This is a genomic window from Aeromonas sp. R4-2 (assembly GCF_040908295.1).
Taxonomy (GTDB): Bacteria; Pseudomonadota; Gammaproteobacteria; order Enterobacterales; family Aeromonadaceae; genus Aeromonas; species Aeromonas veronii.
Genome location: NZ_JBFODL010000007.1, coordinates 339,730 through 361,854 on the forward strand (window position 1 = coordinate 339,730; position 22,125 = coordinate 361,854).

18 protein-coding genes and 1 pseudogene are annotated in these 22,125 nt (G+C 56.5%); 6 read left to right on the forward strand and 13 right to left on the reverse strand.

Translation table 11 applies throughout. The features are described from left to right. The first annotated feature begins 15 nt into the window (after positions 1 to 15). From hflD to AB5Y99_RS04420, 4 genes are all read left to right on the forward strand, one after another. Positions 16 to 630, forward strand: coding sequence for a high frequency lysogenization protein HflD (gene hflD, locus AB5Y99_RS04405; RefSeq protein ID WP_005334622.1), 615 nt, complete (start codon positions 16 to 18; stop codon positions 628 to 630). Positions 631 to 759: 129 nt separating this feature from the next. After that, the gene (gene purB / locus AB5Y99_RS04410) at positions 760 to 2,130 is read left to right on the forward strand and encodes an adenylosuccinate lyase (RefSeq protein WP_368208819.1); all 1,371 of its coding nucleotides are present in this window, start codon (positions 760 to 762) and stop codon (positions 2,128 to 2,130) included. Between the two features lie 139 nt (positions 2,131 to 2,269). Then, a complete protein-coding gene (locus AB5Y99_RS04415; protein ID WP_005334626.1) occupies positions 2,270 to 3,400 on the forward strand; it encodes a cupin domain-containing protein in 1,131 nt (376 codons plus the stop codon). A 183-nt stretch (positions 3,401 to 3,583) separates the two neighbouring features. After that, positions 3,584 to 3,997: a hypothetical protein gene (locus AB5Y99_RS04420; RefSeq protein WP_368208820.1), complete on the forward strand. Its 414-nt coding sequence runs from the start codon at positions 3,584 to 3,586 to the stop codon at positions 3,995 to 3,997. A gap of 96 nt (positions 3,998 to 4,093) precedes the next feature. Here AB5Y99_RS04420 and AB5Y99_RS04425 read toward each other — a convergent pair whose 3' ends face one another. Then, positions 4,094 to 4,633, reverse strand: a complete 540-nt coding sequence (locus AB5Y99_RS04425) for a GNAT family N-acetyltransferase (RefSeq protein WP_124928857.1) — start codon at positions 4,631 to 4,633, stop codon at positions 4,094 to 4,096. A 300-nt stretch (positions 4,634 to 4,933) separates the two neighbouring features. On the opposite strand from AB5Y99_RS04425, the gene AB5Y99_RS04430 reads away from it, so the two are divergent. Next, the gene (locus tag AB5Y99_RS04430; RefSeq protein WP_368208877.1) at positions 4,934 to 4,999 is read left to right on the forward strand and encodes a hypothetical protein; all 66 of its coding nucleotides are present in this window, start codon (positions 4,934 to 4,936) and stop codon (positions 4,997 to 4,999) included. A 456-nt stretch (positions 5,000 to 5,455) separates the two neighbouring features. Here AB5Y99_RS04430 and AB5Y99_RS04435 read toward each other — a convergent pair. From AB5Y99_RS04435 to AB5Y99_RS04470, 8 genes and pseudogenes are all read right to left on the reverse strand, one after another. Next, positions 5,456 to 6,280, reverse strand: a pseudogene (locus AB5Y99_RS04435) (GNAT family N-acetyltransferase); the annotation flags it as partial. Next, on the reverse strand, positions 6,280 to 6,894 hold the full coding sequence (locus AB5Y99_RS04440; RefSeq protein ID WP_368208822.1) for a glutathione S-transferase family protein: 615 nt from the start codon (positions 6,892 to 6,894) through the stop codon (positions 6,280 to 6,282). The gene AB5Y99_RS04440 and the pseudogene AB5Y99_RS04435, both read right to left, overlap by 1 nt. Positions 6,895 to 6,930: 36 nt before the next feature. After that, positions 6,931 to 7,569 carry a pyridoxamine 5'-phosphate oxidase gene (gene pdxH, locus AB5Y99_RS04445; protein WP_139734964.1) on the reverse strand — a complete coding sequence of 213 codons (639 nt, stop codon included), beginning with the start codon at positions 7,567 to 7,569 and terminating at the stop codon, positions 6,931 to 6,933. A 176-nt stretch (positions 7,570 to 7,745) separates the two neighbouring features. Next, the gene (locus AB5Y99_RS04450; protein ID WP_368208825.1) at positions 7,746 to 9,935 is read right to left on the reverse strand and encodes a reprolysin-like metallopeptidase; all 2,190 of its coding nucleotides are present in this window, start codon (positions 9,933 to 9,935) and stop codon (positions 7,746 to 7,748) included. A gap of 303 nt (positions 9,936 to 10,238) precedes the next feature. Beyond that, positions 10,239 to 10,577, reverse strand: coding sequence for a hypothetical protein (locus AB5Y99_RS04455; RefSeq protein ID WP_368150323.1), 339 nt, complete (start codon positions 10,575 to 10,577; stop codon positions 10,239 to 10,241). Beyond that, the gene (locus tag AB5Y99_RS04460) at positions 10,556 to 12,526 is read right to left on the reverse strand and encodes a reprolysin-like metallopeptidase (protein ID WP_368208827.1); all 1,971 of its coding nucleotides are present in this window, start codon (positions 12,524 to 12,526) and stop codon (positions 10,556 to 10,558) included. Before AB5Y99_RS04460 ends, AB5Y99_RS04455 begins: the two co-directional genes overlap by 22 nt. A gap of 253 nt (positions 12,527 to 12,779) precedes the next feature. Next, positions 12,780 to 13,109: a hypothetical protein gene (locus tag AB5Y99_RS04465; protein WP_368208828.1), complete on the reverse strand. Its 330-nt coding sequence runs from the start codon at positions 13,107 to 13,109 to the stop codon at positions 12,780 to 12,782. Beyond that, a complete protein-coding gene (locus AB5Y99_RS04470) occupies positions 13,106 to 15,082 on the reverse strand; it encodes a reprolysin-like metallopeptidase (RefSeq protein ID WP_368208829.1) in 1,977 nt (658 codons plus the stop codon). The genes AB5Y99_RS04465 and AB5Y99_RS04470 overlap by 4 nt, the downstream gene beginning before the upstream one ends. Before the next feature lie 215 nt (positions 15,083 to 15,297). On the opposite strand from AB5Y99_RS04470, the gene AB5Y99_RS04475 reads away from it, so the two are divergent. After that, positions 15,298 to 16,509 (forward strand): RsmB/NOP family class I SAM-dependent RNA methyltransferase, encoded by a 1,212-nt coding sequence (locus AB5Y99_RS04475; protein ID WP_368208831.1) that lies wholly within the window; start codon positions 15,298 to 15,300, stop codon positions 16,507 to 16,509. Between the two features lie 81 nt (positions 16,510 to 16,590). Here AB5Y99_RS04475 and AB5Y99_RS04480 read toward each other — a convergent pair whose 3' ends face one another. The 4 genes from AB5Y99_RS04480 to tdcC all read right to left on the reverse strand — a co-directional run bounded on the left by AB5Y99_RS04480 (position 16,591) and on the right by tdcC (position 22,123). Continuing rightward, positions 16,591 to 16,974 (reverse strand): RidA family protein, encoded by a 384-nt coding sequence (locus tag AB5Y99_RS04480; protein ID WP_368208833.1) that lies wholly within the window; start codon positions 16,972 to 16,974, stop codon positions 16,591 to 16,593. Positions 16,975 to 17,043: 69 nt separating this feature from the next. Continuing rightward, positions 17,044 to 19,338 carry a formate C-acetyltransferase gene (pflB, locus tag AB5Y99_RS04485; RefSeq protein WP_368208835.1) on the reverse strand — a complete coding sequence of 765 codons (2,295 nt, stop codon included), beginning with the start codon at positions 19,336 to 19,338 and terminating at the stop codon, positions 17,044 to 17,046. A 44-nt stretch (positions 19,339 to 19,382) separates the two neighbouring features. Next, entirely contained in the window at positions 19,383 to 20,741 is a 1,359-nt protein-coding gene (gene tdcD / locus AB5Y99_RS04490; RefSeq protein ID WP_368208837.1) for a propionate kinase, read from the reverse strand. A 50-nt stretch (positions 20,742 to 20,791) separates the two neighbouring features. Then, on the reverse strand, positions 20,792 to 22,123 hold the full coding sequence (gene tdcC, locus AB5Y99_RS04495; protein WP_368208838.1) for a threonine/serine transporter TdcC: 1,332 nt from the start codon (positions 22,121 to 22,123) through the stop codon (positions 20,792 to 20,794). Between the last annotated feature and the right edge of the window lie 2 nt (positions 22,124 to 22,125).

Consider the following 22,125-nt stretch of genomic DNA (forward strand, 5'->3'; position numbering starts at 1 on the left):
CAGAAGGCAGCAGACGTGAGCGATAAATTCCAAGACAGAACAATGGCCTTTGCCGGCATCTGCCAGGCCGCGTATCTGGTGCAGAAGGTGGCCCGAGACGGCAGCTGTGACGAGGCCGCCCTGCGCGAGAGCCTCTCCAGCATTCTGGTGACCAACCCGAGCCAGCCGCTCGAGGTGTTCAACAACACCCATCTGGCCATTCGCGACGGCTACCGTGCGCTGGTCGAGCAGCTGGGTGCCGACGGCAGCCAGAAGAATGCCGAGCTGACCCGCTACGTGGTCAGCCTGATTGCACTGGAGCGCAAGCTGGCCAAGCGCAAGGACATTCTCAATATGCTGGGTGAGCGGATCAGCCAGATTGGCCGCCAGCAACAGCACTTCGATCTGCTCGACGAGCAGATTTTAGCCAACATGGCGAGCATCTACAGCGATCTTATCAGCCCCATCGGGCCACGCATCCAGGTGGCGGGTACCCCGCTGTTCCTGCAGCAACCACTGGTGCAGCACAAAGTGCGCGCCCTGCTGCTGGCAGGCATTCGTGCCTGCGTGCTGTGGCGTCAGCTCGGTGGCAGCCGCACCCAGATCATCTTCGCTCGCAAGAAGATGGTGGAGCTGGCCAAACGTTACTAATCATCGGCTCGCGCGCGGGCAAGCGTGATCGACATCAGGGTGAACAGCCGCACATCCGCCTTGATGACGACTCAGCCCCACGCGCGAGTGGATACGGATCCCCCACACAAATCATCAGGAGTTCACCCCATGGAGCTGTCCGCGCTGACTGCTGTTTCCCCGATTGACGGTCGTTATGGCGACAAGGCCGATGCCCTGCGCCCTATCTTCTCCGAATTCGGCCTGCTGCGTTTTCGCGTCGAAGTCGAGGTGCGCTGGTTGCAAAAACTGGCCAGCCACGCCGGGATCCCGGAAGTCCCTGCCCTGAGCGCGGCCGCCAACGCCCTGCTCGACGGCATCGTCAGCAACTTCAACGAGAGTGACGCCGCCCGCATCAAACAGATCGAGCGCACCACCAACCATGATGTGAAAGCGGTGGAGTACTTCCTCAAAGAGAAGGTCGAAGTGAACCCGGAGCTGGCGGCTGTCAGCGAGTTCATCCACTTCGCCTGCACCTCGGAAGACATCAACAACAACTCCCACGGTCTGATGCTGAAAACCGCCCGCGAAGAGGTCATCAAGCCTTATTGCGAAATGCTGATCAGCGAGCTCAAGCGTCTGGCCCACGAGTACCGTGACATGCCGCTGCTCTCCCGCACCCACGGCCAGCCGGCGACCCCGAGCACCATGGGCAAGGAGATGGCCAACGTCGCCTACCGTCTTGAGCGCCAGTTCAAGCAGATCATGGCGGTGGAGATCCTCGGCAAGATCAACGGTGCGGTCGGCAACTACAACGCCCACCTCAGCGCCTACCCGGATGTGGACTGGCACCAGTTCTCCGAGGAGTTTGTGACTTCCCTCGGCCTGACCTGGAACCCCTACACTACCCAGATCGAGCCGCACGACTACATCGCCGAGCTGTTCGACGCCATGGCCCGCTTCAACACCATCCTGATCGACTTCGACCGCGATGTATGGGGTTACATCTCCCTGGGTCACTTCAAGCAGCGCACCATCGCGGGTGAAATCGGCTCCTCCACCATGCCGCACAAGGTCAACCCCATCGACTTCGAGAACTCCGAAGGCAATCTGGGTCTGGCCAACGCCGTGTTCCAGCATCTGGCGAGCAAGCTGCCCATCTCCCGCTGGCAGCGTGATCTGACCGACTCGACCGTGCTGCGCAACCTGGGTGTGGCGGTGGGTTACTCCCTGATTGCCTATCAGGCGACCCTCAAGGGTATCTCCAAGCTGGAAGCCAACGACGCCGCCATGGCCGCCGATCTGGATGCCAACTGGGAAGTGCTGGCCGAGCCGATCCAGACCGTGATGCGCCGCTACGGTATCGAGAAGCCTTACGAGAAGCTCAAGGAGCTGACCCGTGGCCGCCGCGTCGATGCCGAAGGGATGCGTACCTTTATCGACACCCTGGAGCTGCCGGAAGCTGTCAAGGTTGAGCTGAAGAAGCTGACCCCGGCCAACTACATCGGTGACGCCCAGCGTCTGGTTGACCTGCTGAAGTAAGCCAGCCGCTACTGACGAAGGGGCCCTGTGCACGATACGCCACAGGGCCCCTGTTATTTTCCCTGCCACGGTAGGGTCCCGAGTGGCTTTTCCCAAGCCTGCCTTGGGCAAAACCTCTTTGCGAGACACGAGAAACAGCATGTACGAACTCAATCTGGATATCGCTCACTTCCTCGAGCACTACTGGCAGAAGCGCCCGCTCCTTATCAAGGGTGGCTTCACCGACTTTCAGGACCCTATCAGCCCGGACGAGCTGGCGGGTCTGGCCATGGAAGAGGTGGTAGAGTCCCGCCTCGTCACCCGTTTCGACGGCAAGTGGGATGCCGCCCACGGTCCCTTCGAATCCTACGACCATCTGGGCGAAGAGAACTGGACCATTCTGGTACAGGCTTGCAACCACTGGGCTCCCGAGGTGAACGAGCTGGCGGTACCGTTCCAGTTCATTCCGGGCTGGCGCTTTGACGATGTGATGGTGAGCTTCTCCACCCCCCATGCGGGTGTTGGCCCCCACATCGACAATTACGATGTGTTTATCACCCAGGGTCTGGGCAAACGCCACTGGCGCGTTGGTGATGCCAAGCCGCTCAACGAGTTCGCCGCCCACGCCGCCCTGCTGCACTGCGAGCCGTTCGAGGCGATCATCGACGTCATCATGGAGCCGGGCGACATCCTCTACATTCCGCCCGGATTCCCCCACGAAGGCTACGCCATCGAGCCCTCCATGAACTTCTCGGTGGGTTTCCGCGCACCGGATGCCAAGGCGCTTATCTCCTCCTTTGCCGATCATCTGATCGACAACGAGGTGCGTACCGAGCGTTACGGCGATGCCGATCTCAAGCCCCGCGCCCGTCACGGCGAGATCCAGCCCCACGAGCTGCACCGTCTGCGCGAGCTGATGCAGCAGGCCCTCGATGACGAGACCCTGTTCAAGGAGTGGTTCGGCACCATGATCTCCGAGGCCAAGCACGATCTGGACGTCAATCCGGTCGAGCCGGACTACAGCGCCGAGGAGGTAGCCGACCTGCTGACCCAGGGCGAGCCCGCCATCAAGGTGCCGGGTCTGCGCACCGTCTGGTTTAGCGGCGAGAGCCAGCAGTGCTTCATCGACGGCGAAGCCTGGACGCTGCAGAGCGAAGACGCGGCAGCCATTTCGCTCTTGTGTGACAAAGACATCATCACTCAAGCCGACATGGTGGAGCTGGCCGATCAGGCTGGCTTCCTGCAACTGCTGACCCGTCTGGTCAACCGTGGTTACTGGTTCTTCAACTGATCCGGTGGTAAGCGAAGGATAAAAAGGCGCCTTATGGCGCCTTTTTTGTCACTCAGAGGCGGTTCAATTAACAATCGATGCGCGAAGCTGAACCTACTCTTGATGAACCGACAAGTGGTCATTTATTGAGCTAACATGGATGGGTATCATGCGTCCGTCCCTGTTCACAAGAGAAGCGCCACCATGCAAATCACCTCCCGGCCCATGCCGCTGCCCGATTACGGCAAATCCCCCTCCTCTCCGGCTGTCACACCCGAGCAGGTCAGTCAGGCCCGTAACGAAGCACTGACCAAGAAGGATGAATTGCAGGCACAGAGCGAAGAGAAAGCAACGGCTCGCAGAACCCTGGCGGTCTCTTATACGGCTAACCAGCAAGATAAAGCCGTGGTGGAGCGCTACCTGGAGGCCAGCGGTCAGGAGAGCGACAGCAAGTCGGGCCCGAGCACGGCTGATATGTATCAGGCTGCGAATCGCTACCAGCGCCAGCAGAATCTGAGCGACTACATGCAATTCCAGCAGAGCCCGCTCGCCCAGCAGATGGGGGACATGTTGGGTGAAGATAAACGCAAGGGCACCCAGCTCGATATCATTGCCTGAGCCAATTTGCTCGAATAAGCCCGGCAGGGACCAATACAAGATGCAAAAGCCCTCGATGAGGGCTTTTTCGTTATGGCTTGTCGCTGCGACGTCTCGCTAGAAATGGGACACTTCTGCCTGCGCGTCCGGCAGCTCGTCGGGGAGTTCATCAAACAGGGGGTGGTAGAGCACCTCACCCTGCACACCCGCAAAACCGCGCTCCTGCAGCTCCATCGCCATAAAGCAGTCGGCAGGCACCTCATAGATGCAGTGGAGGCCAAACTCGCTGGCCGGGCGGAAACCGAAACGGCTGTAATAGGCCGGATCCCCGAGTACCACCACCCCTTTCCAGTCCATTTCGAGCGCCGTATCAAGCCCTTCACGGATAAGATCCGAGCCAATCCCCTGGCCTTGCCAGTCGGGATGAACCGCAACCGGCGCCAGACCAAGCCAGGGCCCTTCCATGCCGTTAATGGTGATCGGGCTTAGCATCAGGTGCCCCATGAACTCGTACTCTTCCTCTTCGACCATGGTCACTACGGCAGCACCACATTCGCGCAGGCGGTTGACCAGTTCGGCCTCATCGGAACGACCGAAGGCGGCACTCAGCAGCTCATAGACCGGCAGCATGTCACCGGGGCGCTCGGTTCTCAACATCAGGTATTACTCCTCGTACAGCAGAGCGGGCATTATTCCACACAACGGCTGGTCATTCTGAGTACCTTTGTCCAAAAATGGGAGGGTGCACTCAGGAAAACGAGCGGCAAACTGCTGCTGCAAGTCGGTTAGCGTAGCCGGGGTGACCCTGTTCATCGCCTCGCGGTAGGCCAGCCAGAGGGCGGGAGCCTCCCGCGCCAACCGCTCAAAGGTCAGTTCGGGCGTTTGATGCCAACAGCCATCCAGCTCATCGACCAGCTCTGGCAGCTCCACCAGCAGCCGTAACTGCTGATAGCGTATCTGCGACGAGTCACCGTTGCCACCCAGCGCCTGCGCCATCAATTGGTTGAACCAGTGGCGCCGTGATGCGCGCTCCTCGCGGCTGAGCAGGTCGGGACCCTGACGCTGCAGCGCGGCCAGTTGCAGCAACCACGCCAGCCCCTGTTCATCCCTGTCTTTCAGCAAGACGCCGCCAAGATGGGACAACTGCTCCGGTTCGGCCTGCTCCAGCAGATCGACGGGATAACAGTGCAGCGCCAGCAACCTCTCAAGATGCGGCGGGCAGCGCAGAAAACAGGGCTTCTCCCCCGCGCCCCTCTCATCCACAAAGAGCGAGATAGCCAGCTTACCGTTGGCGCTCTGCCGATCCAACGTTACAGGATCCCACAGGATCACCACGGCGATCCGCTCATCAGCCAGCCAGCGGGAAATTTCCTCGGGCAAAGGATTGGGTAAGGAGGGAGCGCGATCCAGCCGCCAGTAGCTCACCTCGCACGGCTGGCGACCACTGATATGGCGCCGCCCGCGATAGTGCATGCCCACTTTTGCCATCACCCGGCCGGAGGCTAAATTGTCTGGCATATGGCGAGCCGTCAGCGCAGGCAGTTGCAGTTGGCCAAAGGCGAACTCCTTGACCAAGCTGGCGGCCCGGGTCGCCAGACCGCGATTTTGCCAGGGCACACCCACCCACCAGGCGAGCTCGCCATTCCAGTGCAGGGAGATCACCCCAAGCAACGCCGCACCTTGCTCCTCTGGCAAGGTGATGGCCCAGCTCCAGCCAAGGCCAAGCGCCGCCTTGCGCCAGCTGAGCGCCAGCCAGTCGCGGGCCCCCTCCGGCGGATAGGGGTGAGGAATATTGAGGGTGTAGCGCGCCAGCGCCTCGTCGCTGCAGTAGCGCACTATCTCGCGTTCATCGTCGGCCTGCAGTGGTCGCAATACGACACCTGATAGCGAATGCCCCTCAGCCAGGGTCGGCACCGTCACGCGGCGCGCCAGCAGGCGATTGAGCACGGCGCCCAAATCGGCCTCGGGGGTGAGCGGCAGATCGGCCCCCACAGGGCCAAGGGTGAGCAGTCCCTGCTCCCTGGCGAGGGTCAGCAGCGAGGTGGAGGCGCTGATCAGGATCTGGCGGCTGGGATCAACATGAAAATCCGCCAGCAGATCCCCATCGAGCCAGGCAGCCAGCAGGGCCCCCGGGCAGAGCACCCCGTCAGGAGGACTGCTCGCCCAGGGAGCATCGGTTTGATCGAGGACGGCGGCCGCCTCTTTGCCCAGTAGCAGCTGCCAGCGATGACCTTGCTGCTGCCAGTGCAGCAACAGCGCAGCCCACTGCGGTTGCCACAGACTGGCCTCGATCAGCAGTTCCATCAGCTGGCCTGACAAGCCACTGGCAGCGTCAGATGGCGGGGATGGGCTTCGATACGGGCGATCCAGCTACGGATAGCGGGCCACCCCTGCAGGGAGAAGATCCCCTCCTCTGCCACGTGGGTGTAGGCATAAAGGGCGATATCGGCGATGGTCGGCGCATCACCGCACAGGTAGGGGCTCTGTTTCAGCTGCTGCTCCATTACCGCCAGCGCCTTCTCGCCACCGGCTTTCAGCCCGTCGAGACGCGCCTCCTGCGACTCGGGTCGGCCGAGATAGTGAACAATAAAGCGGGCCACCGCGATGTAGGGCTCATGGCTGTACTGCTCGAAGAACATCCATTTGAGCACCTCGGCCTGCTGGCGCGGATCGGTTGGCCACAAGGCACTGCCTTGCCCCAGATAGAAGAGGATGGCGTTGGATTCCGCCAGCGCATCGCCCTGGCCAATCTCCAGTACCGGGATCTTGCCGTTGGGGTTCTTGGCCAGAAATGCGGGGGTACGGGTATCCCCCGCCTGAATATCCACCTCAACCCACTCAAGGGGCAGCTCCAGCCAGCGGGCCAGCAGCCACACCTTGTAACAGTTGCCGGAACGCAGATCACCATACAGACGCATACACACTCCTTGTGAAAACAGATTTGAACAGCGCGATCAGGGGGCCAGACGCTCGATATGCCAGCCATCCCCGTCGCGGGTGTAGTAGAAGCGGTCGTGCAGCCGGTGCTCGCCCCCCTGCCAGAACTCCACCGTCTCGATCACCACCCGGAATCCGCCCCAGAAGCTCGGCAGCGGCACTTCGCCATTGGCAAACTTCTGCTTGAGCTCGAGGAACTTGGCCTCCAGCACGCCGCGGGCCGAGATGCGGGTCGACTGTTTGGAGACCCAGGCAGCGATCTGGCTGTCCTTGGGACGGCTGTGGAAATACTTCATCACCTCGAAAGTGCTCATCTTCTCCACTCGGCCGGTCACATGAACCTGTCTGTCCAGCGTGTGCCAGGGGAAGAGCAGGCTGATACGAGGATTGCCTTCCAGCTGCTGCGCCTTGCGGCTACCCATATTGGTGTAAAAGACCATTCCCAGGGCATCGTAGTGCTTGAGCAGCACAGTGCGCTGCCAGGGCTGACCATCGGCATCCACCGTCGCTACCACCATGGCGGTGGGATCGGTCAGTTTGGCCTCACAAGCCTGCGCCAACCACTTCTCGAACAGCGCCAGCGGCTCGGCCGGCAGATCGGCCCGGTGCAGCCCGCCACGGGAGTATTCACGGCGCAGATCAGCAACATCCATCATCTTGATTTTCCTTCAAATAAATAATGGTTCCACGACCATCAAGAGAGTGACGCAGGCATTGTGCGCTCGATAAAGCGACCTTGTAAACCATACAAAAAAAGCGAAGAGGCTAACGCCTCTTCGCTTGGTTTATCAATTTACCAAAGATGGGTAATCTCACCCTTGGGTTATCTGGTTTAGTTGCTCATGACCTCACGACGACGCAGCAGCGCAGCGATACCAAGGCCCAACAGCGCGAACAGACCGGTCGAACCGCCGCCACCACCGCCGCCATTGCTTTCAGGCTGGGGAGCCGGTGTATCACTGCTCTTGGTCGCCAGTTTTGGCGTAATGGCATAGAAGATATTGTCGCTACAGGCCAGCTTGAGGCGAACAGCGCTGCCAGCATTGGCCGGAATGGTCACCTCATGGGCGCCATTGTTGTTCACGCCATTGACCAGCGGCTGCCAGCTCTTGCCTTCATCGTTGCTATAACTGATATCGACCCGCTGACAGTTGATGCGGCCACCGTCGGTTCCAGCTACTTGCCAATTCACTGTGGTCGGGCTACCAACCAGAATACGCTGGTCAGGGGCTGGCAATATCTTGAAGGTTTGTGAACCTGTATCGACCACCTCGACCGAGGTCTCATCATAGGCACCACCACCTTTGCCATCACGGGCGACCAGACGGAAGTTAAGGGTGCGCGGTACATTGACCCATGGTTCGCCCTTCTCTTCATCTTTTATTAGCTCAGGCTGTTGCAACATAAATCGTTCATATCCCCTTAGCTGAGTCGCTAAAGAAGGAAAGTGACGTTCAGGAGACGTTGTAGGCGCCACAAAACGATATAAGGGGCCATCGTTCAATTTCCCATAGTATATATCAGATGCACTCTCTGTCGCTCGACCAAGATCAACCTGTTCCCAGGTAAAGGTCATTCCATCTTCATCAGAACCAATCCCTGTGAGTGAAAATGCAGTTCTAACAGGAATAACTTTTGATTGCGATGCTGGTGAGATGTTCACATCAATATCTTGCTTGGTCATAGGCTCAACAGCACCACAATTATCTGGACGACTGGCTAGCATAGCAAGCATCTGCTCAATGGACTTGCTATGAAAATAACCAGTCGTTTTAGATTGCAGATTTTGTGACCCCATGCCAACTCTGCCCGGATAACCCATGATGGTCGCACCGCTACCAACCTCCCAAGCGGAATTAGCTACACGTCCGAGGATGTCGACATTAAAGATATGCTCTGCACCGAGCTGATGACCCACTTCATGCGCAAAGGTATCGACAAACACCGCATCAATCTCTGCGATTCCCGCCCCCGAGCTGCCATTACCGGCTCCACTCATTGCATTAGAACGCAAATTTCGACCAGGGGAGTTTTCCCCGCTATAACCCCGATTTGGAGCTGCGCATAGCGTTCCCATTGCCAGACCAGAATAATTGGTAGTCGTAAGCACGTGACCAATATCAAAATCGCCTAGTTTTTTAGTGAGATCTGTCTCTCTGTGAGCCATCAGCTGGACGAGCTCATTTCGATAAGCATCGTTTCTATCCATGATTGGCGTGGTGAGAGTTGCATCTGCATTGTCCCCATTAAAAAACAGGTCTGTAGATGCATCTTCAAAAATGACATTGTCATTGCCATCAGCCAAGATAAATTTTATACCGAGATCACGCTCATATATCTCATTGACTCGAGCCAGCAATGTTACAATAGATGACAAAGCGCCTACTTTACCATGAAATGAGGTGGTATACTCTCCAGTGGTAGATATCGCAATCCGATATATTTTTATTCCAGGAAAGTTATGATTTTGTGCTGCTTGCTTAGTTGCACTATCTAACAATGAGCGCTTTTTTTCACTTTCATGCTCACTTGTATTATTCTGCATCAGCTCTTCATGATGCCCATTTTTTCGCGGCTTTACATTTTTCTTGTAATAAACAGAATAAAGACCACTACGTTGAACATCAATAAACACCTGCTCCCCTTGGTGCATAAACATGCCATTAAAACCACGTGGGGAAATATCAAAACTACCAGTGTTATTTTCATTACCCACCTCATGGCCTTTAAAGGTCATGATATCCGGATACTTGGCGGCCAATGCAGGTGGCAATACCGACGAGGGTTGCACTTCAAATTGCACCATTCCACCATTGGGTAATGGCAAGGTAATCAGCGTATCGCCAGCACGCAGATTTTGAATAAACTCTTCATCGACCTTAAAGCTGGTATAGGCACTAGTTGTGACTGTATCAGCCGTCTGCCTATTGTGTGCTTCGACCATATGCCATGGGGATGCCAGCGCGATATTGGCTGACATTGCGATGACAACTGAGATTGCATTTATTGTGAACTTCATCATTATTAATCACCTGACTGAACAGCCGGCGAGAATAACGTGACACAAATCACAATTCAACTTTTTCAATAAGAATTAAATGAATTTAATTTCATTTAAAATCATAAAGTTAGTGAGTTAAAGTTTATAAACAGCTCATTTTGTTAGCATTTTCAGCAGTTCTTTTTAATAGAGTTAAAACTCCAAAAAAGTATATGGGGCTCATATGTGAGTCATCGAATCACTCCCATGAGGCTATCACTATGTTTGGAATATTAGAGTTATAACTCCAATCATGCCGAATTACATGCCGTTGTTGAACAGCCACTACGGCCTTGAAATTGCCTCCGGCATGCACCTTTCCAGCATCTGTCGGTTATATCGGGTGGCATAGTCAATCCGCTGCTCAAACTCCGACTCCTTGCCCATCTCAATTACATCACCGAACCCTTTCAGATAACGGACTCCGCACCGGGTTATCGCTTCTGCTTGCAATGACTCCACAACCCCCGGGGCCATACCACCGCGCCCGCCGCGCACGATGAGCCGATAATCCTGAGCAGCAAGACTCTCATCTATTGCCTCGGTCAGTGATGCGGCCACAACAGGCACCACGCAGATATGCAGAAACAGCAAACTGACGACTAACCGTAATACCTGCGCCATCCAGCTATCCCTCCCATCAGGAGGATCACGATAAGATTCACTGCACCACCACCACCACCACCGCCGCCACCCGCATTGTTGTCGGTAATGACAGTTGCACTTTCCGTAGTGGCAGACGCATTACCTCTTATCCCATTGATAGAGAAAAAAATATTATTGCTACATGCCAGCTTCAGCCTGGCCGTGCTGGTCAACGGTGCAGGCAACACCACACTGGCCGACCCGTTATTGGCAAGCCCGCTTGCCAGCGTAGTCCAAGTAGAACCACCATTCTGTGTCAGTGCCAAATCCACGCTGGGACAATTGATAGGAGGCTGATCGGTCCCGGCAACATTCCATGTCACTAGCTGAGTGCTACCCGCCACCATGGCGCCGATCTGCGGAGCTGTGATGGCAAATGCCGCGCCGGTATTGATCACCTGAACCACCATTTCATCACTGCTCACCGCCCCCTGACCATCACGTACGGTAAGGCGGAACTGGAGATTGCGATTGGTCGCAGGCCACGCCTCTCCTTTGGCCAAGACACCCGATATCAGAGAGCTCATGGCGGGTAATGTTCTACGGGGATCCGATGTTGGTGAAACAAAGCGAAACAGCGGGCGGGTTCCATCATCCACCATGGTTGCCACGCTGTAGGATGCATTGCCAAGATCAACCTGCTCCCAGGTGTAACTGAGGGGATGACCATCCAGATCCAGCGCACTACCGACAAGAGTGAAAGGCGTATTGGCGGGGATCACCCTATCGCCCCCCGCATCCACAACCGGCGCGTTATTGGCAAGCGCCAGGTCGGTGCCGCAGGAGGGCAGAGAGGCCATCAGAGCCCGCATCTGCTCGATCGACTTGCTGTGAAAGAAAGGTGTGCTGTTAACCTGCAGATTCTCCTCACCACAGATCCCGGCATAGGCCATGATGGTCGAGCCACTGCCCGGTTCCCAGGCTGAGCTAGCCTTGCGACCTGTTGCACAACTGTCGGCCATGCCATTGAAGGAGTGCTCGGCCCCCAGCTGGTGCCCCAATTCGTGAGCCACATAATCAATAAAGAACGCATCACCGATAGGCTGTGAGCCTCCGGTCATGCCCCGTGAACGGCTGAAAGGGTTGCATAAAGATCTCAGGGTCGCCACCCCGCCGCCTGATGTCGCCAGCAGATGGCCCAGATCAAAAGAAGGATTGAGCAACACCCCCTGTTGGGTCTGGTTGATTGCGATATCCTGGGTCGAGTTGGTGAAAGGATCCGTCGCAGGATCGGTGAAAATCACATTATCCGTATCAGCTGCAAGCTGAAACTCGGCCCCCACATCACGGCGATAGACTTCATTGACCCGATTAAGCAGTGTTGCAATGGCCGAGAGTGCTGCAACCTTGGTACCACCGTGATACTGGGTATATTCCCCGGTTGCCGAGATGGCGATAGTGTAGCGCTTGCGCAAATTGCCATCGACCAGCACAGCTCGCTCACGCTCGATACCATGAGGATCAATCACCTGATCCACATCCTGTCGCCGCCAGGCATCTTGCTGTTCATAAACAGCATAAGAGAAACCGTCCTGAAGCGGATCGACATAAAAGGTACGCCCCTGATGGGTAAACATACCGTGAAAACCATGTATGGTGACATCAAATCGGCCTGTATCCGCCGCCCGATCAATAGCCTTCCCACTGTAAGTATTGATAGAAGGGTAGCGCTGGGCCAAAGGCTCCGGGAGCAAGGCATTGGGATGAACATCAAACTGCACCGTAGTGCCATCCGGCAATGGCAAGGTCAATACACTGGCGAGATGCCCGGGTTCAAAAGGCTTGTCAGGAACCACCACTCTGACCTTTTCAGCTCGCACATCATAGATCCCTCCCCTTTCCAAGTTTTCATCCATGAAGGTCCACTGTGGTTCTGCTGCAACCTGAACAGACAAACTGGTGATAATCACCGCAATGCCATGCTTCATAGAGCCTCCTTGCCCTACCTTGGTGACAACAAGTATGGTGCAGCGTCAATTGACGATCTGCGTGACAGACAGAAAAGAAAATTCGCACAAAACTTCTGTCACGCTGAAAAATCGTGCTACACCCGCGCTCCCCATCTCAGGCAATACAGACTGGCCCCATTCAACAACGGAAAAAAGTGAAGGCGCCATTGGCGCCTTCACGGATAGATAGGGGGATGAGTATCCCCTCCATTTGGATTGGTTCGTTGGTGTATTACTGCTTGCCAGCGCCCGATGTTATCGGGCAATGAATCACCATACGCTGGTTATACTCGCTGGCGTAAGCACTCAACTTGGCATGTATCTCTTGCTGACCGGGCCTTATCACATCGCCCAATCCATCCAGATAACGCTTGCCACAGCGCGCCTTGGCCTCTGCCTGCTGCTCGGCTGCAATACCGGGGGCGAACTCTCCCCGCCCGGCTATCACTATCAGGCGGTAATCCTGCCTGGCGAGGTTTGCACTCAGCTCCTGTTCCAGCGTGATGGCATCGGCCTGACAACCGCCGAGCATGACAAGCAGCAACAGAGGGACTCCCTTCATGTGCGCCTCCGTTGCCAGCCGAGCAGCGCCAGAGCCAGCGCCCACAATCCGATCGCCCCGCCACCACCGCCGCCACCTGAAGTCGAGCCACCTTGCACCAGAGGCAATTTGAGGGGACTGATGGCAAAGAAGATATTGTCGCTGCATGCCACTTTCAGCCTGACGCTGCTGGTGAGATCGGCAGGCAACGTTACCGTTGCTGCGCCGTTATTGGGTTGTCCGGCGGTGAGCATTGTCCAGCTTACGCCCTCATCCTGGGTCACCGAGATGTCCACCTTGCTGCAACTGATCGGCGCCACAGTTGTGCCCGCCACATCCCATGCTACGGCCTGACTGGCCCCCGGAGTGAGAGTCACCCCGTAAAACGGGTTGGTGATGCGAAATGCCGCGCCGGTATTGATCACTTGCACTTTCATGTCATCACTGGCAACGCCACCCTGACCATCACGCACCGTCAGTCTGAAATTGAGATCCCGGTTGGTAGTCGGCCAGGCCTCTCCTTTGGCAAGCGTGCCGGAGAGCAGGGATGGCAAACTCGGCAGGATCCGCTCCGGCAATGCCGTGGGAGAGACAAAACGAAACAGCGGCCGGGAGCCATCGTCAATCATGGTGGCGGCACTACTCGATTCAGTACCCAGATCGATCTGCTCCCAGTTGTAGAGCAGAGAATCATTATCCAGATCTCCACCAGCCCCTTTTAACATAAAGGCCGTATTGGCAGGGATCACATAGTCCCCCCCTGCTGCTGCCTGCGGGGCATTATTGCTCAACGCGAGTGTGGTTCCACAAGTCGATACGGTCGCCATGTGCGCACGCATCTGCTCGATGGACTTGCTATGAAAATAGGGGTCGCTGTGAGTCTGGATATTCTCATCACCACAAATACCGGCATAGGCCATGATGGAGCTGCCACTACCAGGCTCATAGGCTTGATTGGCAACCCGGGTCCCAGCACCGCAACTCCCGGTAGTGCCGTTGAAGGTATGATCAGCACCAAACTGGTGGCCAATTTCATGAGCCACATAGTCAACGAAGAAGGCATCTCCCACCGGTGTGGGTGAACCCGACATCCCGCCAGACTTCTGATTGGTGCAGAGCACTGCCAAACCGGCCAGACCACCGCTACCGGTATTGAGTACATGGCCAATATCAAAATTACCGAGCTGCATATTGGTAAAGTAATAAGCCTGTACCCCGATATTGGTCTGCGCATCCGAATTATCATTGGCAAACAAGTCGCTGGCCGGATCGGTAAAGATCAGGTTGTCATTGCCACTGGCCAGCACGAATTCGGCGCCCACATCCCGTTGATAGACCTGATTGACGCGGTTGAGCAAGGTCGCAATCGCCGCCATGGTAAGCGCTTTGGAGCCACCGTGGTATTGGGTAAATTCTCCTGTCGCCGAAATAGCAATGACGTAGCGCTTGCGAACATTGCCATCCACTTGCACCTTGCGCACCAGTTTGCTGAGCTTGGGCCCTATCACCTCATCTGCCGTCTCTTCCAATCGACTATGGGCATCCTGCTGGTAATAGACGGCGTAGCCTTCGGCATTGCGCAGCGGATCGACAAACACCATCCTGCCCTGATGGCTGAACATGGCGTGGAAACCCTGTGGCCCCAGATCGAAGCGCCCTGTCTCTATCGGATGCGCCGGGTTGTGACCTTTGAAGGTGCGGATCTGCGGATACTTGGCTGCGAGATCTGCAGGCAGCAAGTCGTAGGCTTCCAGAGCAAAGGTGACCTCCCCCCCATCGGGCAGCGGCAGGGTCAGCTCACTCGCCCCGGCTTGCAGCCCGGCAAAATAGTCGAGCGGCACCTTGGCCACCCGAAACTGATTGGCCCGCACCTCATAACCTTGCTCCGCAGTCGCTCTGGCGGCTACCGTACTCCACTCGCTGGCCATCAGGCTGGTTGACCCCAACAAACTGGCCACCAACAAGGCCAACGAACACTTACTGGTCACATGCATCTTTGTCATCCTTGTAGTCATGCACTTTTTTGAACCATTACCGGCATCATTATCCCGCCGAATCAAAAAGCCCGGCGCCACTGTTTCAGCCACTCACCCATGGGGAGTGTTGCGCCAACCCCGTCTAACCCCTATCATTGCGCGGATTTGTCAATTTTAGAACTGCCCCTCTTCACAAAGGTGCGGTTCATCTTTATCTGGCCAAGGTTAATCTCATGCTCAAATCCCCACTGTTGCCCCGTTTCGGGGATCTGGTCGTTGCCATTGTTGACGATGTGCTCGGTCAGGGTCTTACCCTCGACCGCGCTTATGCCCGTCACTTCTCCGGCATCGAACTCAAACCGCAAGAACAGGCAAGGATTGCCCTGGTCACCGGCGACCTGCTGCGCCGTCTCAGCCTCTATTGTTTCCTCACCGGTATTCAGGTGCGTCAGGCCGAAAAGAATGTCTGGCCGCTGCTGCACAGCTGGCATGCCTTCCACAAAATTGCCCAGCCCAACCACCCGACCCTGGATCGCTTCAATGAAGAGGCATTCCGCCGCCGTCTGACCGAGGCGAAGAAGAACCCGGTATTGATGGATGGTTGCCCGAGCTGGCTGGAGAAACTGGGTAGCGAGCAGCTGGGTGAAGCCTGGCCTGCCGAGCGTGCCGCCCTGGCCTGGATGCCCAAGCGTTACCTGCGGGTCAACCCCCTCAAGTGCACCCGTGATGAGCTGCAGGCCATGCTGGCCAAAGAGCAGGTCACCACCATTCCGGTTGAAGGTGTGGAGACTGCCCTGCAGGTCACCTCCGACGCCGCCCTGTTCCGTACCAAGGCCTTTGCCGATGGTTGCTTCGAACAGCAGGACGCTGGCTCCCAGCTGGTTGCTGCCGCTTTGGAAGTTGCCCCAGGCATGCGCGTTATCGACGCCTGCGCCGGTGCCGGTGGCAAGACCCTGCATATCGCCGCCATGATGCAGGGCAAAGGCCGTCTGCTGGCAATGGATGTGGAAGAGTGGAAGCTGGAGAACCTCAAGCAACGCGCTCGTCGCGCCGGTGCCCACAACGTGGAGACCCGGGTCATCACCAGCAGCAAGACCGTCAAGCGCCTCAAAGAGAGCGCCGACCGCGTACTGCTTGACGTGCCCTGTTCCGGTCTTGGCGTGCTCAAGCGCAATCCGGATGCCAAGTGGCGTGATACCGCCGAGCGTCTGCCGGTGCTGGTCGCGCTGCAAGAAGAGATCCTGCAGCGTTACAGCCAGATGGTGAAAGTCGGCGGCCTGCTGGTCTATGCAACCTGCTCCATCCTGCCCGAGGAGAACCGCCAGCAGGTGGACAAGTTCCTCGCCGCCAACGAAAACTTCCGTCTGCGTGACGATCACACCGTGAGCCCGTCCGAGACCGGCTTCGACGGCTTCTACATGGCTCGTATCGAACGGCTCGCCTGATCTGCCCGATGACCATATAGACAAAAGCGGCTGCCATTGGCAGCCGCTCTGTTTTGGCTTGCTGACACACTCCCGATGGGGTTACAGCGCAGCAATCGCCTCTATCTCGATCTTCACATCCTTCGGTAACCGAGCCACTTCTACGCAGGAGCGAGCCGGATACATGGCATCGTGCTCGATGAAAAAGTCGTTGTAGACCCGGTTAACCGCAGCAAAGTCGTTCAGATCCGAGACAAACACCGTGGTCTTGAAGATGTTGCGCACCTCGCCGCCTGCCGCCTCGACAATCGCCTTGACGTTTTGCAGGGAGCGCAGGGTCTGCGCTTCGATCCCCTCCGCAACGTCGCCGCTCACCGGGTCCAGCGGGATCTGACCGGAAGTGTATAGGATGTTGCCAATCCGGGTGGCCTGCACATAGGGGCCGATGGCGCTCGGCGCCGCCTTGGTAGTGATAACCTGTCGCATCTGTTACTTCCTCGTGCTGACAAACAAAAAGTAGGCCCGGAGCAAGCCTGCTCACCCCGGGCATCAGAGTTACATCATGTTGGTGAAGGTTCTGGAGATGACGTCCTGCTGCTGCTCGCGGGTCAGGGCGTTGAAGCGCACCGCATAGCCGGAGACCCGGATGGTCAGGCTGGGGTACTTGTCCGGATTCTCGATGGCATCCAGCAGCATCTCGCGGTTCATCACGTTGACGTTGAGGTGCTGACCCCCTTCTACATCCCGCTCATGATGGAAGTAGCCATCCATCAACCCCACCAAATTGTTCTCGCGATTGGCGGGTTCCTTGCCGAGCGCCCCCGGCACGATGGAGAAGGTGTAGGAGATCCCGTCCTTGGCATATTTGAACGGCAGCTTGGCCACCGAGGCGAGCGAAGCGACCGCCCCCTTGCGATCCCGACCGTGCATCGGGTTGGCCCCCGGCGCAAACGGGGCACCGGCGCGGCGGCCATCCGGGGTGTTGCCAGTCTTCTGGCCATAGACCACGTTGGAGGTGATGGTCAGGATCGACTGGGTCGGCACCGCATTGCGGTAGGTCGGCAGCGCCTGGATCTTCTTCATGAAACGCTCGACCAAATCGCAGGCGATGGAGTCGGCCCGCTCGTCATTGTTGCCGTACTGGGGATACTCCCCCTCAATTACGAAATCGACCGCCAGCCCGTCAGCATCGCGCACCGGCTTGACCCGGGCGTACTTGATGGCCGCCAGCGAATCAACCGCCACCGACAGACCGGCAATGCCGCAGGCCATGGTGCGATAGACGTCGCGATCGTGCAGCGCCATCAGTGAGGCCTCGTAGCTGTACTTGTCGTGCATGTAGTGGATAAGGTTGAGCGCACTGATGTACTGCACCGCCAGCCAGTCCATAAAGCTGTCGAGGCTGGCCATGACAGTGTCGTAATCCAGCACCTCGTCCATGATGGGCGCCACTTTCGGGCCGACCTGGATCTTCAGCTTCTCGTCCACCCCGCCGTTGATGCAATAGAGCAGGGTTTTGGCCAGGTTGGCGCGGGCACCGAAGAACTGCATCTGCTTGCCGATCACCATGGGGCTCACGCAGCAGGCAATGGCGTAGTCATCGCTCTCGAAGTCGGTGCGCATCAGGTCATCGTTCTCATACTGCAGGGATGAGGTATCGATGGAGACGCGGGCCGCATAGGTCTTGAAGGCCCGCGGCAGCCCTTCCGCCCAGAGGATGGTGAGGTTGGGCTCGGGCGCCGGCCCCATGGTCTTGAGGGTGTGGAGGTAGCGGAAGGAGTTCTTGGTCACCAAGGTGCGACCATCCAGCCCCATGCCGCCGATCACCTCGGTCGCCCAGATGGGATCGCCGGAGAAGAGGGAATCAAACTCGGGGGTACGCAGGAAACGCACCATGCGGATCTTCATGATGAAGTGATCGACCAGCTCCTGGGCATCCTGCTCGCTGATGAGCCCCGCCTTCAGATCCCGCTCGATATAGATATCGAGGAAGGTGGCGGTACGACCGAGGGACATGGCCCCGCCATTTTGCGACTTCACTGCCGCCAGATAGGCAAAGTAGAGCCACTGCACTGCCTGCTGGGCAGTGCGTGCCGGCCCGGAGATGTCAAAGCCGTAGTTGGCCGCCATCTGCTTGATCTGCACCAGTGCCCGCTTGTGCTCGGCCAGCTCCTCGCGCTGGCGGATCACCTGCTCCAGCTGCTCTCCCCGCTCGAGCGCCGGTTGCAGATCGGCGAACTGCAGCTCCCGTTCACGGATTAGATAATCTATGCCATATAGCGCTACCCGACGATAATCTCCGATAATGCGACCACGGCCGTAACCATCCGGCAAACCGGTCAAAATCCCTGATTTTCGGCAGCGCAACATCTCGGGAGAGTAGACGTCGAACACGCCCTGGTTATGGGTTTTGCGCAATTCGCTGAAGGTATATTCAAATTCGGGATCCATCTCCCGGCCATATGCTTCAAAAGAGCTGCGGATCATATTTACGCCGCCAAATGGGTGCAGTGCTCTTTTCAGTGGCTTGTCGGTTTGCAGGCCAACGATTTTTTCCAGCCCCTGCTCGATATAACCCGGCCCGTGGGCAGTAATGGTCGTGGCAATATTGGTATCAAAATCGACCGGTGCGTGGGTGGCGTTCTCGATACGGATCCCCTCCATCACCTTATTCCACAAAGTGGTGGTCGCTTCGGTCGCATCTGCTAAAAACTGTTCGTCACCTTCATAGGGGGTGTAGTTCTGCTGGATAAAATCACGGACGTTGATCTCGTGCTTCCAGTTTTCACCGGCAAACCCTTGCCATGCCTGACGGAATTTATCCTGATCCAATTGCATATCAACTTTCATCAAATAAACCTCATTCACTACTCATGACACAAGAGTGGAAGATGTCAGACGCACTCGGCCTGACGAACCAGCTGCCCCAGACGAATGGCATCCAGCGCGATCATTTTCTCTTCATTGGTGGGAATAACCGCCGCCAGTACCATGGATTCTGCCGCCGAAATTACCCGGCAGCCCTCGCTATTGGGACGCTGGTTAAACGGCTCGCTGATCGCTACGCCAAATACCTGAAGTCGTTCGCATACCAGCTTTCTGATAAAGGCCGAGTTCTCGCCGATCCCGCCGGTGAAAATAACGGCATCCAGCCGGCGCAATGAGATGGCATGACCGCCGATATGGCGGGCAATACGATGGACAAAAGCGTGAATGGCCAATTTTGCCCCGGGATGTCCTTCGTGATAGGCAGCTTCCAATACCCGCATATCCGAGGAGAGCCCCGAAATACCCAGCAGGCCGGAGTGCTTGTTCAATACCCGCTCGATATCCTCGATGGATTGACCCGTCTTGCTGGCGATATAGGCCAGCGCGCCAAAATCGATATCGCCGCTTCGGCTGCCCATGATCAACCCCTCCAGCGGCGTCATCCCCATCGAGGTATCGACGCTCTTGCCATCCTGTACCGCGCAAATAGAGGCACCATTGCCCAGATGGGCGATGACCAGACCGGCATGCTGCTCATCCAGCCCCATAAATACGCAAGCCTGCTCGGCGACATAGCGATGGGAGGTACCGTGGAAGCCATAGCGGCGTACGCCATAATCCTGCAAATATTGGTAAGGCAGCCCATATATATAAGCTTCCGGCTTCAGGGTCTGGTGAAAACCGGTATCAAATACCGCAATTTGGAGTTGTGTGGGAAATAGCTGACGAGCCGCCATCACACCGCTCAGATTTGCGTGATTATGCAGGGGAGCCAAAGGTGACACCTGCTTGATTTTGGCCAATACATGTTCATCAATGATCACGGCTTCACTAAATTCACTACCACCATGAGCAATACGATGACCAACCAGTGCAATGGCATCCAGCAGATCCCGTTTTTTCAATTCCGCCGCGATGGCAGCCAATGCACAGGTGTGGTTATTTTCAGCTAATGACATTGCGGGCTCTTTACCCACTTGCAATTGGGGATGGGCCGTCTCAATACCATCCGCCATACCGGATATCACCACCTCACAGGATTGACTCTCCAGTACCGAGAATTTGACCGATGAGGAGCCGCAATTGATAACCAGAACCAACGAATCAAACTTCATTACATCGCCTCGATATTTATGATGTCGAGTCACTGCAGTCAGAACATATTTACCACTGAGTGTGGTGGCCAAATCACGGATAGCCTTGCCCTGGGCCCACATAATTGGGCCAACCAAGAACAGATTATTGCGCACTTCTAACTGCGCCATGCAGACCCCGCCAGGGGGCCTGAATGGCTGATGACTTGCAGAAAAGGTTTTCAGAACAGTTTGGAAACTATATTCAAGATGGTCAGCACACCTATGATGGTGACAAACACGTTGCTGGCCTGGCCTTTATATTTGGCCAGCGCAGGTGTCTTGCTCACCGCATACATCGGCAGCAGACAGAGCAGGGAAGCGATGATTGGCGCCCCCATTGCCTCAATCAGGTCGAGGATGTTGGGGTTCACATAAGCGACCAGCCAGGTCGAACCCATGATGAACAACATACTGACCATGTTGAGTTTTTTACTGGAAACCTTGCTCTTGTCGCCCTGGTAGCCAAAGCGGAGGATGAGGCCGTTCAACCCTTCCAGCGTCCCCAGATAGTGGCCAAAGAAGGATTTGAAGATGGCAACCAGCGCAATGATGGACGCCGCATACTCCAAAGTGGTGGCAAACGCAGACTTGCTGCCCGTCATTGAGGAGAAGTGGTTGGCCAGATAGGAGAGCACCGGAATGTTCTGGGCTTTGGCTTCCGCCATATTTTGCGGTGACAGGGTAAAGAGGCAGCTGAAGGCAAAGAACATCACCACGGCCACCATCAGCATGCTGGCACCGGAGATAATCTTCGAGCAGCGCTTCTCGGTAAAATCACGACCGAACTCCTGCTCATACTCTTCCCGTTTGGAGACGATGAAAGAGGAGACAATCGGCGAGAAGTTGAAGGAGAAGACCATGATGGAGATCCCCAGCCAGACGGTAACCAGAATACCATCGTGACCAAACATCGATATCTCGCTCAGATTGACCTGATCAAAGACGGCACTGTTCCAGTACGGGACGAGGGAGAGAGAGATAACGATCAGACTGGCAATAAAGGGAAAGACCAGATAGCTCATCACCTTGACCATCAGATCTTTACCGAAGTAGATCACGAATGCCATCAACATCAACAATGCCAGTGCAACCACACCTCGATTAAGCGGAACCAACTGTAGTTGATGCTCCCAAAATGCCATAAAGGTATTGGTGATCGTCACACCATATATCCACAGCAGTGGGCAGATGGCAAAGAAATAGAGGAAGGTAATTACCACTCCTCCCATCTTTCCAAAATGTTCTTCAACGGTCTCGGTAATATTTTCCGATGGATTACTGCCAGAAAGACATAATCTGGCCAACGCCCTATGGCAATAAAATGCAATGGGGTAAGCCAGCACCAACATGATTAATATTGGGATCAGGCCACCATATCCGGCCCGGATTGGAAAGAACAAGACCCCCGCCCCGATAGCAGTACCGAACAGACCTAATCCCCATGTGGTATCCGATTTACGCCATGCACGAGTATTCTCTTTACTACCGGTGACAACACTGTCTAATATCATGA

Bases quoted from the DNA above. Each gene is read 5' to 3' on its own strand.
- AB5Y99_RS04440 (WP_368208822.1), bottom strand. From the start codon at position 6,894: ATGCGTCTGTATGGTGATCTGCGTTCCGGCAACTGTTACAAGGTGTGG.
- tdcC (WP_368208838.1), bottom strand. From the start codon at position 22,123: ATGATATTAGACAGTGTTGTCACCGGTAGTAAAGAGAATACTCGTGCA.
- pflB (WP_368208835.1), bottom strand. From the start codon at position 19,338: ATGAAAGTTGATATGCAATTGGATCAGGATAAATTCCGTCAGGCATGG.
- AB5Y99_RS04415 (WP_005334626.1), top strand. From the start codon at position 2,270: ATGTACGAACTCAATCTGGATATCGCTCACTTCCTCGAGCACTACTGG.
- AB5Y99_RS04470 (WP_368208829.1), bottom strand. From the start codon at position 15,082: ATGCATGTGACCAGTAAGTGTTCGTTGGCCTTGTTGGTGGCCAGTTTG.
- AB5Y99_RS04460 (WP_368208827.1), bottom strand. From the start codon at position 12,526: ATGAAGCATGGCATTGCGGTGATTATCACCAGTTTGTCTGTTCAGGTT.
- pdxH (WP_139734964.1), bottom strand. From the start codon at position 7,569: ATGATGGATGTTGCTGATCTGCGCCGTGAATACTCCCGTGGCGGGCTG.
- AB5Y99_RS04475 (WP_368208831.1), top strand. From the start codon at position 15,298: ATGCTCAAATCCCCACTGTTGCCCCGTTTCGGGGATCTGGTCGTTGCC.
- AB5Y99_RS04420 (WP_368208820.1), top strand. From the start codon at position 3,584: ATGCAAATCACCTCCCGGCCCATGCCGCTGCCCGATTACGGCAAATCC.
- purB (WP_368208819.1), top strand. From the start codon at position 760: ATGGAGCTGTCCGCGCTGACTGCTGTTTCCCCGATTGACGGTCGTTAT.
- tdcD (WP_368208837.1), bottom strand. From the start codon at position 20,741: ATGGCGCAGTTAGAAGTGCGCAATAATCTGTTCTTGGTTGGCCCAATT.
- AB5Y99_RS04450 (WP_368208825.1), bottom strand. From the start codon at position 9,935: ATGATGAAGTTCACAATAAATGCAATCTCAGTTGTCATCGCAATGTCA.
- AB5Y99_RS04480 (WP_368208833.1), bottom strand. From the start codon at position 16,974: ATGCGACAGGTTATCACTACCAAGGCGGCGCCGAGCGCCATCGGCCCC.
- AB5Y99_RS04425 (WP_124928857.1), bottom strand. From the start codon at position 4,633: ATGTTGAGAACCGAGCGCCCCGGTGACATGCTGCCGGTCTATGAGCTG.
- AB5Y99_RS04465 (WP_368208828.1), bottom strand. From the start codon at position 13,109: ATGAAGGGAGTCCCTCTGTTGCTGCTTGTCATGCTCGGCGGTTGTCAG.
- AB5Y99_RS04455 (WP_368150323.1), bottom strand. From the start codon at position 10,577: ATGGCGCAGGTATTACGGTTAGTCGTCAGTTTGCTGTTTCTGCATATC.